The organism is Planctomycetota bacterium, from assembly GCA_035384565.1.
GTDB lineage: Bacteria > Planctomycetota > PUPC01 > DSUN01 > DSUN01 > DAOOIT01.
The window spans coordinates 42,915-58,137 of sequence record DAOOIT010000041.1; the positions used below are offsets into that span (position 1 = coordinate 42,915).

9 protein-coding genes are annotated in these 15,223 nt (G+C 72.6%); all 9 read left to right on the plus strand.

The annotated features are described in order from the left end of the window. Positions 1–397: 397 nt before the first annotated feature. The 9 genes from PLE19_15465 to PLE19_15505 all read left to right on the plus strand — a co-directional run bounded on the left by PLE19_15465 (position 398) and on the right by PLE19_15505 (position 15,069). The gene (locus PLE19_15465) at positions 398–1,222 is read left to right on the plus strand and encodes a sulfide/dihydroorotate dehydrogenase-like FAD/NAD-binding protein (GenBank protein HPD16351.1); all 825 of its coding nucleotides are present in this window, start codon (positions 398–400) and stop codon (positions 1,220–1,222) included. A gap of 15 nt (positions 1,223–1,237) precedes the next feature. Then, positions 1,238–1,684 carry a hypothetical protein gene (locus tag PLE19_15470; protein HPD16352.1) on the plus strand — a complete coding sequence of 149 codons (447 nt, stop codon included), beginning with the start codon at positions 1,238–1,240 and terminating at the stop codon, positions 1,682–1,684. A 184-nt stretch (positions 1,685–1,868) separates the two neighbouring features. After that, positions 1,869–2,822, plus strand: a complete 954-nt coding sequence (locus tag PLE19_15475; protein ID HPD16353.1) for a thiamine pyrophosphate-dependent dehydrogenase E1 component subunit alpha — start codon at positions 1,869–1,871, stop codon at positions 2,820–2,822. 16 nt (positions 2,823–2,838) lie between these two features. Further along, the gene (locus PLE19_15480; protein HPD16354.1) at positions 2,839–3,801 is read left to right on the plus strand and encodes an alpha-ketoacid dehydrogenase subunit beta; all 963 of its coding nucleotides are present in this window, start codon (positions 2,839–2,841) and stop codon (positions 3,799–3,801) included. A 119-nt stretch (positions 3,802–3,920) separates the two neighbouring features. Beyond that, positions 3,921–5,045 carry a 2-oxo acid dehydrogenase subunit E2 gene (locus PLE19_15485; protein ID HPD16355.1) on the plus strand — a complete coding sequence of 375 codons (1,125 nt, stop codon included), beginning with the start codon at positions 3,921–3,923 and terminating at the stop codon, positions 5,043–5,045. A gap of 59 nt (positions 5,046–5,104) precedes the next feature. Further along, a complete protein-coding gene (locus tag PLE19_15490) occupies positions 5,105–8,494 on the plus strand; it encodes a glutamine amidotransferase (protein HPD16356.1) in 3,390 nt (1,129 codons plus the stop codon). Next, entirely contained in the window at positions 8,491–9,369 is an 879-nt protein-coding gene (locus tag PLE19_15495) for an MBL fold metallo-hydrolase (protein HPD16357.1), read from the plus strand. The genes PLE19_15490 and PLE19_15495 overlap by 4 nt, the downstream gene beginning before the upstream one ends. Positions 9,370–9,544: 175 nt before the next feature. Further along, positions 9,545–13,732 (plus strand): hypothetical protein, encoded by a 4,188-nt coding sequence (locus PLE19_15500; GenBank protein HPD16358.1) that lies wholly within the window; start codon positions 9,545–9,547, stop codon positions 13,730–13,732. Between the two features lie 68 nt (positions 13,733–13,800). Beyond that, entirely contained in the window at positions 13,801–15,069 is a 1,269-nt protein-coding gene (locus PLE19_15505; GenBank protein HPD16359.1) for a PQQ-binding-like beta-propeller repeat protein, read from the plus strand. Positions 15,070–15,223 lie beyond the last annotated feature (154 nt).

Below are 15,223 nucleotides of genomic sequence, written 5' to 3' on the forward strand. Positions count from 1 at the left end.
CACTGCAAACTCCGCTTCATTCGGCTGAAGTGTTACTCGGCTTCTTCCATCGTGGCGAACGTGGAGATGAAGGGGGCACGCCCACCTCCCGCCTCCTCCGGCAGAAGCCTCACGGAGAGCCGTTCCGCGGGGGCATGCGCCCATTTCTTGCGGGCAGCATACGGGCCGCGCGTGTCGCAGTCGCCACGGCAGCCGTTGGCGGTGCCTTTCGGGAACGGAGCGGAGTGCTACGCCCATCCGCAAGGTTACAGCCAACGCTCCGCGCCGTCAACCCGTGATTCCCGCAGGAGCGCGGAGCGGCCCATCGCGCGCCGTCCCCGATTTGACACGCCAGGCCGCCGCAAGTACGATCGGCGGGGCTGGTGGAAAGAAGCCTCTTTGTGAAAGGGTCGGGCCGGTGAATGAGATTCTGCGCAAGGAACGCTACTCCGACGCGGTGTTCATGATGGCGATTGACACGCCGCTGATCGCCCGCAAGGCGAAGGCGGGGCAGTTCGTCATCATTCGGGCGACTGAGGAGGGGGAACGAATCCCTCTGACCATCGCCGACTTCGACCGCGAGAAGGGCGAGCTCGTCATCGTGGTGCAGGAGATCGGCAAGTCCACCAAGATGCTGGGCACGATGGAGCCGGGGGAGAAGATTCTCGACATCACCGGCCCGTTGGGCGTGCCCACGCACATCGCCAAAGTGGGCACCGTGTGCTGCGTGGGCGGCGGCGTGGGCATCGCGGCCGTGCACCCCGTGGCCCGGGCCTTCAAGGAGGCCGGCAACCGCGTCATCTCGATCATCGGCGCACGCAACCGGTCGCTGCTCTTCTGGGAGAACGAGATGCGGGCCGCGAGCAGCGAGCTGATCGTCACCACCGACGACGGGTCGTACGCCGCCAAGGGCTTCGTCACCGACCGGCTGAATGAGCTGGTGAGGGCCGGCACGAAGATTGACGAGGTGTTCGCCGTGGGCCCCACCGTGATGATGCGCGCCGTGGCCGAGGCCACGCGGCCCCACCAGATCAAGACCACCGTGAGCCTCAACCCGATCATGGTGGACGGCACGGGCATGTGCGGCGGCTGCCGCGTGCTCGTGGGCGGCAAGGCCAAGTTCGCCTGCGTGCACGGCCCCGATTTCGATGCTCACGAGGTGGACTTCGGCAACCTGCTCTCGCGCCAGCGGCAGTACCTCGACCAGGAGAAGCTGGCCGTGGAGACCGGGCGGCGCGTGTGACCCCGTGAGGGCCGCGTGGAACCCAGCATCGCGCCACAACCCTCGCCGCGACCGGGCTTCCTGAGGCGGCATCGCGCGACGATCCTTCTGGCGGGCGTGGTGCTCTACACCCTGGCCCTCGGGGTGGCCGTGTGCGACGAGGCGTTCCACCTGGGCCTCTTCCCCACGGCCCTCGAGCGCCAGGCCCGCGACCAGATCGCCCTCTTCGACAGCCCCGACGAGGCCACCCGCCGCGAAGCCGCCGACACACTGGTGCGCCGGGTGGATGCGTTCGTGGCCATCCCCGAGCTGATTCGGGCTCTGGGCTCCGGCTCCGCGCCGGTGCGCGAGGGCGCGAGCGCCTGCCTTCGCCGTCTTGCCGCGGGCGGCCCGCCGTTCGACCCCGCCGCGCCGCCGGCCGAACGTCGCGCGGCCGTCGCCGCCTGGGGGCAGTGGTGGCGCGAGAACAAAGGCAGATTCTGAGCGCCTCCCTCATCCTTGAACGCGCCAGCCAAATGGGTATAATCGGCTGGCTGGGCTACACGGACACACACGGACGTGCAGGGACGGGCAGGCTGCCCGCGTGCGAGCCCTCTTCGGTGCGGTCCGTGCGAGTCCGTGTCACTGGGCTTCCTGAGGCCCTTGTGGCTCCGCGGAGCGTTCTCCTGTGCCGAACGATGAGCTCGCATACCTGCGCCTGATGAAGCTCATCCGCGCCTTCGAGGAGCGGGTGGACCGCCTGTTCGTGGAGGCGCGCATCCACGGCACCACGCACCTGTGCATCGGGCAGGAGGCGGTGCCCGTGGGCGCCTGCGCCGCCGTGCGGCCCACCGACCTGGCCAGCGGCAGCCACCGCGGCCACGGCCTCGCCCTGGCCAAAGGTCTCGATGTGAAGCGCCTGATGGCCGAGCTGCTCGGCCGCCGGGACGGCTACTGCCAGGGCAAGGGCGGCACCCAGCACGTGGCCAGCCTCGAGCACGGCTTCCTCGGCACCAACGGCATCACGGGCGGCGGCATCCCCGTCGCCACGGGCGCCGCGCTCGCGGCCAAGCTGCGGCGCACGGGACAGGTCGTGCTCTCGTTCTTCGGCGACGGGGCCTCGAACCAGGGCACGTTCCACGAATCGCTCAACATGGCCGCCGTGTGGCGTCTGCCCATCGTCTACGTGTGCGAGAACAACCTCTACGCGATGTCCACGCCCCTCCACGAGGCCACCGCGGTCGAACGCATCGCCGCGCGGGCCGCCGCCTATGGCATGCCGGGCGAGACGGTGGACGGCAACGACGTGCTCGAGGTGCGCGAGGCGGTGCGCCGCGCCGCCGAGCGGGCGCGCGCGGGCGGCGGCCCCACGCTGCTCGAGTGCACCACGTACCGCCACGTCGGCCACTCGAAGAGCGACGAGCGCGAGTACCGCACCCGCGAAGAGGAGCAGTGCTGGCTCGCCCTCGACCCGATCCTGCGCTCCGAGCGGCGCCTCGAGGGGCAGGGCGCGTTGTCGGCCGAGGCCCTGGGGGCGATGAACGCGGACGTGGCGGCGGAACTGGACGCGGCCGTGGCCTTCGCCGAGGCCAGCCCGCCCCTCGATCCCCGCCTGGCCGCTGAGGGCGTCTACGCCGAGTGAGGCTGCCGTGGCCACGATGACCTACTCCCAGGCGATTCGGGCCGCGCTCGTCGAGGAGATGGAGCGCGACGAGCGGGTGATCCTGCTCGGCGAAGACATCGCGCTCTACGGCGGCGCGTTCCGCGTGACGCGCGACCTCGCGAAGCGCTTCGGCCCCGAGCGGGTGCTCAACACGCCGATCTCCGAGAACAGCTTCGTGGGGGTGGCCGTGGGCGCCGCGCTGGTGGGGCTGCGGCCGGTCGTGGAGATCATGTTCATGGACTTCATCGCCCTGGCGATGGACCAGATCGTGAACCACGCGGCGAAGTTCCACTACCTCTACGGCGGGCAGGCGCGGGTGCCGATGGTGGTGCGCGCCCCCGCCGGGGCGGGCCGCGGCTACGGGGCCAGCCACTCGCAGAGCCTCGAGGCCTGGTTCGTCCACACCCCGGGGCTCAAGGTCGTCGCACCGTCCACCCCGCGCGACGCGCACGGCCTGCTCAAGGCGGCGATCCGCGACGACAATCCCGTGGTGTTCGTCGAGAACAAGCTCCTCTACGGCGCCAAGGGCGACGTGCCCGACCCCGCCGAGGTCCTGCCGCTGGGCCAGGCGGCCGTGGTGCGCGAAGGCGAGGACGTGACGCTGGTGGCCTACTCGCGGATGACGGGGCTGGCCCTCGAGGCCGCCGCGCGCCTGGAGGAGCACGGGATGCGCTGCGAGGTGCTGGACCTCCGCACGCTGGCCCCGCTGGACGAGGCGGCCCTGCTGGCCTCTGTCGCCAAGACGCGCCGGGCGGTGATTGTCGAGGAAGACACCCGCCGCGGCGGCGTGGGGGCCGAGGTGGCCGCCGTCATCGCCGAGGGCGGTTTCGGCCATCTCGATTCGCCCGTGCGCCGCGTGGCGTGCGCCGATGCCCCCATCCCGTGCAGCCCGACGCTCGAGCAGGCGCTCCTGCCGTCGGTCGAGAAAATCGTGGCCGCCGTGGAGAGCCTGATCTGAGGGGATGGATGGATGACCGGATGGCTGGATGAATGCCGGAGCCTGCGGGCTCCTTCACCCATCCATTCATCCACCCATCCGTTTGTCCGCCTGGTTTCGCGCAAGTGCGGGGACGCTACATGGTAACCAAGGTCATCATGCCCAAACTGGCCGCCAACATCGAGGAGGCCACCATCGGCCAGTGGTTTAAGCAGGAGGGCGAGCCGGTGGCGGCCGGCGAGCCGCTCTTCGAGGCCATCACCGACAAGGCCGCCGTCGAGGTCAAGGCCGAAGCGGCCGGCGTGCTCCGCCGCATCGTGGCCCGCGAGAACAGCGTGGTGCCGGTCGGCCAGGTGATCGCGCTCGTGGGCGGCGCCGACGAGCCGCTGCCCGAGGTCGAGGCCCCGCGCGCCGCGCCCAGGCCCGCGGCGACCGCCGTCAAGGCCTCCTTCGGCGCGCGGCGCCTGGCCAAGGAGCTGGGCGTGGACCTCGCGGCCCTCACGCCCTCGCGGCCCGACGGCCGCATCACCGAGGACGACGTGCGGCAGGCCGCGGCCCAGACCCGGGGGCCGGCCATCCGCGAGCGCCTCCCGCTCAGCCCCCTCAAGCGCGCCGTGGACAGCCACCTCGCCCGCATCGCGCGCGAGGTGGTGGCCGCGTTCGTAAGCCTCGACGTGCGGTTCGACGCCGTGCAACGGGCCCTGCCCGGCCTCAGCCGCCAGGCGGGGCGGCCCGTGCTGGCGCGCGACGTGATCCTCCACGAGGCCGCCCGCCTGCTGCCGGCGCACCCCCTGCTCAACGCCTGCTACAGCGACGATGCCATTCTCGTCTACCAGCCCGTCAACATCGGCCTGGCCTTCGACATCGAGCGCGACAACACCGTGCTGGTGCCCGTGATCCGCGATGCCGATCGCAAGCCCCTCGCCGAGCTCGCGCGCGAGGCCGCCGCGCTGGCCGAGCACGCGCGCGGCCACCACCTCGACCTGGGCGAACAGCGGGACGCCACGTTCACCATCGCCGACCAGAGCGCGCTGGGCATCGGCAGCTTCGTGCCGATCCTCAACGAGCGCCAGAGCGCCATCCTGGCCGTCAGCTCGGTCCGCCAGGCGGCCGTGGCGGACGGGCAGGGGATCGTCGCCGCGCCCGTGGCGAACCTCGCCGTGGCCTTCGACCACCGCGTGCTGAACGCCACCGCAGCCGCACGCTTCCTCCACGCCCTCAAGGACGCCCTCGAAGGACTCTCCGCCCCCGCGGACTCCTGCTGACCGCGCTCCCGAAGGTCCAGGACCTTCGGGAGGCGCAGCTGGCTTCTGAAGGCAGTGCCATGCGCGTCTTCTACGTGCGACCCTCGGACAACGGCAACTACGGCATCGAGGCGGCCCTGGCCAACTGCCAGCGGCGGATCGAGGAACTGCACGTCGCCCTCTTCCGCGGGGCGTGTGTGCCGCTCGAACCGCTGAACTTCGACCCCCGAGAGCAGGGCCTGGCCCACCTGAACCGCTACGACGTGGCCATCCTGGCGGGGCTGGACCCCGTGGCGCTGTCGGCGGCCGAGCTGCTGGCCGTGGCGGCCTTCGTCGAGCGCGGCGGCGCCCTGATGCTCCTTGGCGGCAGCCACAGCTTCGGCAACGCCGAGGGCAGCTATCTGCTTCTCGACCCCCTGCTGCCCGTGCGCATCCTGCGAGGGCTCGACGTCGAGGCCGGCGTGCTGCCGACGCCCTCGGTGCACCCCATCGCCCGCGGCCTGCCGGCGCCGCTGGGCTACATCCGCAAGGTGCACCCCGTGGAGCCGAAACCCGGCGCCCACGTGGCCCTGCGGGCCGGCGACCTGCCGCTCGTGGTGGCCGGCGAGTTCGGCTACGGCCGCGTGGTCGTGGTCGCCTCCTATCCCGAGTGCGACGAGGCCGAATACGGCTGGTTCTTCACGGGCGACGCCTTCGACGACTTCCTCCGCAGCGCGCTGGCCTGGATGCGGAAGCAGCACGAGCCGTTCTGGTTCGAGAGCTTCTCGCTGCCCAACCGCCAGGTGGGGGCGGGCAACGAGGAGTTCGGCAAGGCGAGGCTGGCGGGCCCCGAGGCCTTTGCCGTGCGGCTGACCGTGCGGCTCGCCGACGCCCGCGGCCGGATCGTGCACGAGAGTTCCGCGTCGCTGCCCGCGCGCAAGACGCACGAGGCCATCGTCTCATTCCGCGTGCCGGACGGCCCGTGGGCGAGAGGCATCCATTACGTCAGCGTGATCGCCTCCGACGCCGAGGGCCGCGAGGTGGCCCGCCGCGACGTGGCCGTCGAGGTCGTCCACCCCACGCGCCTGTCGCTCGAGATCGAAGACGGGCGACGCGCCTTCGCCCCCGGCGAAACGGCGCGCGTGCTCGCGCGCGTGGCGAGCGACCTCCAGCAGCCCCCGCCCGAGGTGGCCCTCGACCTGTCGCTGCTGGAGGAGGACGGCAACGCGGCCCTGGCGCCGCGCCAACGCACCGTGCGCTGGCGCGACGGGCGCTACGAAGAGGTCGAGCTCCCGCTGCCCGTTCCGCGCCTGAGGCCTGGGGCCTATCGCCTGCGGGCCGAGCTGCGGGTGGGCGGCGAACTGGCCGATGCCGCGGACGAGGAACTCCACATCCTCGCGCCGCCCCCCGCGCGCGCGGGCTTCCCGCTCATCGCCGACGGCGGCTACCACCTGGACCGGGCCTCCACCGAGCGCTCCGTCGCCGAGATCGCCGGCGCCGGGGCCAACACGCTCTCGCTGCCCGGACCGCCCGCCTGGCGGGCCGGCGAAGCGCCCCACCGCGAGGCGATGCTGGCCCACGCGCGCGACTGCGCCGCGCGCGCCGGCCTGGCGCTCGCGCACCACCGATGCGGCCTCGTGCCCGGCCTCAGCCCCGCGGCGCCGCTGCCGTTGTGCGCGCTGACGCCCGAGTTCCGCCACGCGCTCGACCACCGCGTGCGCCCCGTGCTGGCCGCCGCCGCGCGGGTGCCGGGCCTTCATTTCCACGAGGTGGCCAGCCGCGCCGCCGTGAATCCCGAGCAGTTCTGCCGATGCCCCGCCTGCCGGGCCGCTTACGAACGCAACCTCGGAGCGGAACTGCCCGAGGGCGAACCCGAGTCGCTGAGCCCCGCCCAGCGCAAGGCCCTCAGCGCCTTCGTGACATCGTACTGGTGGCACGTGCTCTCGGCCGTGGCGAAGCTGCGCGACGAGGCAGGCGCAGGCGTGCGGCTGTCGCTCACCTTCGATGCCACGAGCTTCCTCCGCGACGGCCCGGCGGCGCCCTACTGCGACGCCTTCGTGTGGGCGCGGGCGTGCGAGACCGCCGAGGTGGCGCCCGAGGCCGACCTCGAGCGCTTCCGTCTCTCGCTCGCCGGGCACCAGGCCATCCTGGCGTCGCTCGGCAAGCCGCTGGGCGCCCAACTGGACCTGGCGGTGGGCCGGCCTCCGGTGGCCGAGGCGGCCTACACGGCCATCGCGCGCGGCGTCGCGCATCTTCGCGTGGCCGACAACCCCCGCTACGTCGGCCGCCGGCGGCAGGCTCCGCTGCCCGAGGCGCTCGGCGGCCTCTTCCTTCGGCTGGGCCGCGGGGGGCCGCTGCTCGCGCGGTCGCACCGGCCGCCGGCTCGGGCCGCGCAACTCTTCCCCTTCACCGAGGTGGCTGTGAACGGCGGGGGCGGCGGCGTGTTGGCCGCCTTCGGCCTGCTGGAGGCCGCCTCGGGCGGGGCGGACCTGCTGCACGAGCGCCTGGTGGCCGAGGGCGTGCCAGCCTCGGTCGGCGCCGTGGCGCTCCTGGGCGTGCGGGTGGTGCCGAAGCGGGTCGCGTGGGCCCTCGTGCGCTTCGTCGAGGCCGGCGGCCTGCTGCTGGCCGACCAGCCCGCCGTGAGCGACGAGGAGGGCGCGCCCGTGGAGTGGCCCGAGGCATTCTTCGGCACGGCCGAAACGCCGGTCTTCGGCGCCTTCACGGTTCGGCGACGGCGCTTCGGCGCCGGGCGGACGCTGTTGTTCTCGCCCGGCATCGCGGAGGCCTACCGGCAGGCGGCGGGGGCAGGGGACGCCGTGGCCACGCGCGAGCTCCGCCGGGGCCTGGCCGACGCCCTGGCCGAGCACGGCGTGCGCCCCATCGCGCGGGCCGACGAGCCGTGCGTGGAGGTGGGCCTCCGAGCCTGTGCGGCAGACACCTGGCTGCTCGTGGCCGTGAACCACAGCGGCGCGCCCCGGAAGCCCAGGATCGAGCTGGACCCCGCCCTGGTGCAGCCGACCTGCGCCTTCGACCTCTCGACCGGCGAGCCCGTGGCCGTGGAGCGCGAGAGCGGCCCGGCGCTCACGCTGGACCTGCCGCCGCACGATGGCGGCCTGTTCGTGCTGCACAGCGAACGCCCCTTCACCCTGCGCCTCGAAGCGCCCGAGGCCATCGCCGCTCGCGGTGGCTCCCTGAGCTACAAGGTCATGGTCCTGAACGAGTCGGGCCGGCCGGCCCACGGCTGCCACATCGTGCGCGTGACGGTCACCGACGCGGCCGGCCGCGAGCGCCCCGAGTACGGCGGCGAGCGGGTGGCCGCCGGCGGCGTGCTGGAGGTCGCCCTGCCCCTGGCCGCGAACGAGCGGCTCGGGGGCTGGACCGTGGAGGCCACCGACCTGCTCACGCGCCGCGTCGTGCGCCGCGCGCTCGAGGTTGTCCACGAAGCGCCGGATTCCCCGCCGAGTCCCGAGTCACAGAGCGAGTTGCCATGAGCCTGCACGAAGAGATCGCCGCCAACCTGACGGGCTACTCGAAGGCCATGTACTCCACGTGGTTCTTCTACCGCCCGTCGCGCATCCTGCTCGATGCGGGAGAGGGCGTGAGCGCGGCGATGGAGAACTTCGTCTTCGCCATCGAGAAGGTCTTCCTCAGCCACGGGCACTACGACCACATCGGCGGGCTGCCGGGGCTGCTCCAGTCGCGCCGCTCGGCCCGCGGCGACAAGGAGAAGCCGCTCGAGGTGTACCACCCCGCCGGCGACGAACTGGTCGCGGTCCTGCGCCAGTACGTCGAGGCGCTCACCTACCGCGTGGGCTACGACCTCTCGTGGCACGCGCTGGAGCCGGGGCAGGCCGTGCCGCTCGGCACCGGGCGCGACCGCGGCACGCTGGTGCCGTTCCGCGCCCGCCACGGCGGCCGCTCGCTTGCCCTGGGCTACAAGGTCACCGAGGAGCGCAAGCGCCTGCACCCGCGCTACGCCGGGCTGGCCGAGGCCGAGATCGCCCGGATCGCGCGCTCGACCCCGCGCGCGGAACTCACCGAAACCTACGAGAAGACCCTGCTCGCCTACAGCGGCGACTCGATGCCGCTGGACCCCGACGTGGTGCGGGACGCCGAGGTGCTGATGCACGAGGCCACCTTCCTCGCGGCCGACGAGCGCGAGGCCCCCGCCCACGCCACGGTGGAGGAGGCGATCCGCGTGGCCGTGGCCGCGCGGGCCAAGCTGCTGGCGCTCTTCCACATCTCGTCGCGCTACCCCGGCCGCGAGGTCGAGCGGCAGGTGCGCGAGCTGGCCGCCGCCCTGGCGCCCGACCTGCCGATCGTGGTCTTCCGCTCGGCCCGGCGGCTCCGCATCGGCCCCGTTTGAGGAAAGCCCTCTCTTGTGCTATAGTTCCTGTGAGCGTCGGGAGCAATGACGCCTGTGGGCGGGCCGTCCCTGGCCCGCGGAAGGCCCTGGCCACAGCGCGGCCACGGACGAGACGAGCTTCAGTCCTTCGCACGCTCCCCGGGGGCGCCCCTTTCGAGCGCCAGGAGGCCGCTGGATGCACAATGCCCGCGCCGTTCGACGACGCGCCCACGCCCTGAGCTGCTGGATGGCCGGATGCGCCCTCATGGCGGCGGCCACGGCCCAGGCGGGCACGACGCCGCCCTCTCCCCCGAAGCTCCTGCTCCACATTCCCTTCGACGGCTCGCCCGACGCCGAGTTCGCCGCGAACGGAGAGCTCAAGACCTCGTGCCTCTACGCCGCCTACCGGCCCGGCGTGCGGGCCCAGGGGGCCGAGTTCGGCTCCGAGCGCTTCCCCACCGGGCTCCTCGTGCGTTGCAGGGGCCTGCTCGACAAGGCGCGCGGCAGCCTGGAGTTCTGGCACATGCCGCTGTGGAACCCCGGCGACCCCACCCAGCAGGGAATCCCCCGCGTGCTCTTCACCGACGAAAAGCCGGCCGGCGCGATGGGCCACTTCTGGGCCCTCATCAGCCAGGGCCGGCTCCTCTTCGGCCTCCAGGGGCCGAAGACGGCCAGCGTGTCGGCCCCCATCCACCGCTGGCGCCCCGAGACCTGGCACCACGTGGTCGTCACCTGGGACGGCGAGACGGGCATCCGCCTCTTCCTCGACGGCGAGCTGGCGGGCGAGCAGGCCCTCCGCTGGCGGCTGCCCGCCTCCGAACTGCTCTACCTCGGCTCGGACCGCTTCGGCGGCTGCCGCGCCGGCGGCCTCTTCGACGAGCTGCGCCTCTACGACCGCGCGCTCACCGCCACCGAGGTCGAACTGGCCTTCATCCACAACCTCGCCGCCGAGCGGGCCCCGGCGCTGCCCGAGCCGGCGGCCCCCGAGCTTCGCCCGCCGCACCCGGCCCGCCTGACCTTCCAGGCCACCTTCGACAACGTGGTGGAGGCCCAGACCGCCGCGGGCAACGCGCGCCCCCTGGTCGCCGAGCGCGCTCGGTTCGCCCCGGGGCTCTTCGGCCAGGCCCTCGTGGCCACCGGCGGCCTCAACCTGGCCTATGACTTCAAGAAGAACCTCTCGCGCGACGAGGGCGCCATCTCCTTCTGGGCCTGCGCCCTCCCCGAGAAGCGCCCCTGGCGCGCCGTGCTGGTCAGCGACGACGTGTTCGGCGGCGACCCCCAGCGCGACAGCCCCGGCGCCCTCGCCGTGTGGCTGGAACGCGACGCCACCAATCTCGGCATCTTCACGCTCTGGCCCCTGCGCTTCCACCAGCCCCTGGTGCGCTGGGACGAGCGCGACTGGCACCACTTCGCCGCCTGCTGGCGGCGCGGCGAGCAGGCGGTCTTCTACGTCAACGGCGTCGAGGCGGGGCGGGCCACCGGCGGGCAGGCCGCCTGGGCCGCCGACCCGCCGGAGCGCATCTACGTGGGCTCCGTGGCCGGCAACGTGCCCGGCTGCGCCCTGATTGACGACCTGCGCTTCTACGACGGCCCCCTCACCCGCGACGAGGTCCAGAAGCAGGCCAGCCAACTCGTCCTCCCCTTCGTGCTCGAACTCGGGCGCTCGCTCTACCTCCGGGGGCAGGCCGCCGACGTCGTGGCGCGCTTCTACAACACCACGTCCGCCGACGCTAAGGCCAAGGTCCTGGTGCGCGTGCTGAACTCCGCCGGCAGGGAAGTGCACGCCGTGGAGGCCCCCCTCGAGGTCGCGCCCCGCGCCTGGACAAGCCTGCGCATGCCCCTCTCGGCCCAGGCGCTGGGCGCCGAGGGCGTCTACCAGGTCGTCACCAGCTCCGAAGGGCGCGTGACCTGTCCCCGATGCGAATTCCTGGTCGTCGCGCCGCCGGCGGGCACCCAGGCGTCGCCCAGCGCCCAGGCGCCGCCCAAGTTCGACTACGTGACCACCGTGGAATGCGCCAAGCAGTCCAGCCCCGACGTCTTCTGCGAGACCGGCGGCTCGCGCATCGTGCGCAGCGACCTGGGCGCCTACCGCGAGGCGGGCAGCTACCCCGACGCCCGGTTCGCCTACAGGTTCCGCGTCACCCGCACCGACGTCCCCCACGTCGCCATCGTGACCTATCCCGCCGACCGCGCACGCAGCGCCGAGATCATCATGACCTCCCGGCGCTACCCCGCCTCGGGCGACGTGGCCACGGGCTACTTCGTCGGGCGGGCCGCCGCCGCTTCGCCCGGCTTGGTGGAACTGCCCCTCTACTTCTGGCCCCGCGAGCTGGAAAACGCGATCATGTTCCGCACGCTCACCAGCGGCGAACCCGCCGCGTGCGCCAAGATCACGGTCCGCCACGCCGGCGGCGGCCTGCCCGCGGCCCCCATCGAGGCCCCGAGCGACGGGGGCAGGACCTTCGGCCTCCACTGGGACGACCCGAACGTCCCCGTGCAGTTCGGCGCCACCGGCCTGCGCCCGCCCGAGGTCTACGAGAGCTTCCGGCGCCTCATCGAGTACCTCAAGTTCACCGGGCAGAACCTCCTGTGCTACCCCGTCATGTGGCACCGCGGCCTCCTCTACCCCGCCGAGCCCGAGGCCTTCCGCCTGGGCATCGGCGCCGAGCGCCACTGCGCCGGCTGGCTCGAGCAGGTCCTCCACCTGTGCGAGCAGGCCGGCGTGCGCTTCCTCCCCGAGGTCATCTTCGACGACGCCGTGGCCCTCGCGAGCGTCTTCAGCTCCCACACCATTGACACGGTGGTCGGCGGCACGCCCAGCGCCCGCATGGTGAGCTGGGACGACACGCTCACGCGCGGCGAACCCGGCGACCCGCCCCGCTACAACCCCCTGCACCCGGCCGTCCGCGCCGCGCTCCTCGACCGCATGACCGAGATCGTCGAGCGCTACAGCGCCTCGCCCGCCCTGGCCGGCGTCTCGCTCGTCCTCGGACCCGAGCAGTCCACCTGGTTCGGCTCGATCCAGTGCGGCTACGACGACCAGACGGTGGCCGACTTCGCCCGCGAGGCCAAGTTCGAGCTGCCCCCCGAATGCCGCACCGGCCCCACCCGCTTCTCCGAGCGCGCCCGCTGGCTCTTGGCGAACAAGTACGACCTCTGGATCAGCTACCGCTGCCGCCGCCTCCGCCAGCTCTACGTGGAACTCGCCAGCCGCGTCCAAAGCAAGCGGCCCGACCTCAAGCTCTACCTGACCATCGGCCTCCCCGACAGCGCCAGCCCGCACCCGCTCCTGAACCTCACCGCGCTGTCGGGACGCATCGGCTCGCTCGACACCCTGTACCGCGAGGCAGGGCTCGACGTGTCGCTCTACAAGGAGCGACCGACCAACCTCGTGCTCCGCCGCGTCGTGCGCCCGACCGACGACCGCCACCTCCTCTACCGATTCGCCTCGCGCGGGCCGAATCCCGCCGTCGCGCTCGCGCGCGACCTGGCCTTCTCCGCCGAAGGCAGCGCCCCGTACGCCGGCTTCGGCCGCGTGGCCCTCGCCGTGGCCTACCGCCCCTTCGAGTCCACCATCGGAGCACTCCAGCCCCTCCGCAGCCACTGGTGGGCCGAGCACCCCGCGCGGGCCTCCTACCCCGCCCCGGCCGGCCGCGAGTTCCTCGAACCCTGCGCCCAGGGCCTCGCCGACCTCGACGCCCTCAGCCTCACCCTCGGCGGCGGCTCGCTCCCCACCGCCGGCCACGAGGAGGCCCTCCGCGAGTTTGCACGCGCCTACCGCGCCTTGCCCGCCGAACCCTTCAGCACCGTGGCCGGCATGGCCGACCCCGTGGCCGTCCGCGAGCTCCAGCGCGCCGACGGCCGCTTCTTCTACCTCGTCAACCGCGCCCGCTTCCCCGTCACCGCCCACGTCGCGCTCTCCGGCAGCGACGTCAAACTGCGCGACTTGGCGGCCGCCGCCGACCTCGTCCTTCCCTCTGTCACGAAGCGCCCGCTGCCCGCCGCGCTCCCCGCCGAATTCGTCAGCGAGCACCGCCTCCCCGACCACGAGGGGCCCCTGCCCCAGGAGCCCGACGCCACCCAGGAGGTCACCGGCGCGCTCCTCACCGTCCGCCTCGAACCCTTCCAGCTCCGCTCGTACCGCATCGAAACCTCCGGCGCCGTCATCACCTATGCCGCCGCCGCCGCGCCGCCCGAGGAGCGGCTGCGCCTCGCCCAGCGCATCGCCTCGGCCCGCGACCTGGTGGCCCAGAGCAACGCGCCGGGCGAAATCGTCGCCTCGGCCCGCCTGACCCTCGACCTCGTGGACCGCGCCTGGCGCAAGCACGAGCTGGCCCGAGTCGCGGCACTGCTCGACAGCTACCCCCTCGAACGCCTCCGCTGAGCCGGGGGAGAGCGCGGAACCCGTTGTCCTGGTCCGCGCGGAGGACCACTGCCCGACGGAGAAGACTGATGAAACACCGCCTGGCCGCCCTCGGGGCCTTCCTCCTGCTCCTCGCCCCCCTCGCCGCCGCCGAGGAATGGCCCGAATGGCGCGGGCCGCGGCGCGACGGCTCGTCGCTCGAATCCGGCCTCCCGCTCCGCTGGAGCGAAACCGAAAACGTCGCCTGGAAGACCCCCATCCCCGGCAAAGGCCACTCCTCGCCCATCGTGTGGGGCCGCCGCCTCTTCCTCACCACCGCCGAGCCGGCCGAGCTCCGCCGCATCCTCCTGTGCCTCGACGCGCACGACGGCAAGCTCCTCTGGAGCCGCGACGTGCTGGTCGCCCCCCTCGAAAAGATCAACAACCTCAACTCCTATGCCAGCTCCACCCCCGCCACCGACGGCTCCCACGTCTTCGTCGCCTTCCAGGACCGCGCCGAGATGTTCGTCGCCTGCTACGACCTCGAGGGCAACAAGGTCTGGGAGCAGCGCCCCGGCAAGTTCTTCGCCGCCCACGGCTTTTGCAGCTCCCCGCTCCTCTACAAAGACCTGGTCATCCTCAACGGCGACCACGACAGTCGCCCCAAGGGCCCCGCCTACCTTGTCGCGCTCGACAAGGCCACCGGCGCCCAGCGCTGGCTCGCGCCCCGACCCGCCGGCGTCCGCTCCTACGTCCCCCCCGTCCTCTTCGACGCCGCCGGCCGAAAGCAGCTCATCCTCTCCGGCTCCGCCTGCGTCGCCTCCTACGACCCCGACACGGGCAAGCCGCTCTGGATCGTGGACGGCCCCACCGAGCAGATGGCCGCCAGCCTCGTGATGACCCAGGGCATCGTCTTCGTCACCGGCGGCTTCCCCACGCTCCACCTCATGGGCATCCGCCCCGACGGCCAGGGAAACGTCACCAACACCCACGTCCTCTGGCACGAGCCCAAGAACCCCAAGGCCGTCTCCTACGTCCCCTCGCCCCTCGCATTCAAGGACTGGTTCTTCGTCGTCTCCGACGGCGTCGTGGGCGGCGGCGCGCACGCCAGTTGCCTCGAGGCGAAGACCGGCAGGATCCTCTGGATGGAGAAGCTCGGCCGCCACCACAGCGCCTCGCCTGTCCTCGCCGATGGCCACATCTACTGGCCCGACGACGACGGCGTCACCTACGTCACCAAGGCCGGTCCGGCCTTCGAACTCGTCGCGAAGATCGCCATCCCGGACCAGTGTTTCGCCTCCTTCGCCATGTCCCGCGGCCGCATCTACATCCGCGGCCTCAAGCAGCTCTGGTGCATCGGGGCGGGGCAGGGCGAGTAGCCCGCCGTGCCCTTCACCCTCCCGTTCCCCAACCTCCCGCGGGTTGCCAACCCGCGGGAGGTTAGACCGAATTGTCAAAGAACCGGTACGGCGGCCTGCCGCTACTCGTTTGGCTATCCTTTCGCCGGCCGCCTCCGAGCCGCACGCGAACAGG

Coding starts and splice junctions, on each gene's coding strand:
- PLE19_15480 (HPD16354.1), top strand. CDS start 2,839: ATGACCTACTCCCAGGCGATTCGGGCCGCGCTCGTCGAGGAGATGGAG.
- PLE19_15485 (HPD16355.1), top strand. CDS start 3,921: ATGGTAACCAAGGTCATCATGCCCAAACTGGCCGCCAACATCGAGGAG.
- PLE19_15490 (HPD16356.1), top strand. CDS start 5,105: ATGCGCGTCTTCTACGTGCGACCCTCGGACAACGGCAACTACGGCATC.
- PLE19_15495 (HPD16357.1), top strand. CDS start 8,491: ATGAGCCTGCACGAAGAGATCGCCGCCAACCTGACGGGCTACTCGAAG.
- PLE19_15500 (HPD16358.1), top strand. CDS start 9,545: ATGCACAATGCCCGCGCCGTTCGACGACGCGCCCACGCCCTGAGCTGC.
- PLE19_15505 (HPD16359.1), top strand. CDS start 13,801: ATGAAACACCGCCTGGCCGCCCTCGGGGCCTTCCTCCTGCTCCTCGCC.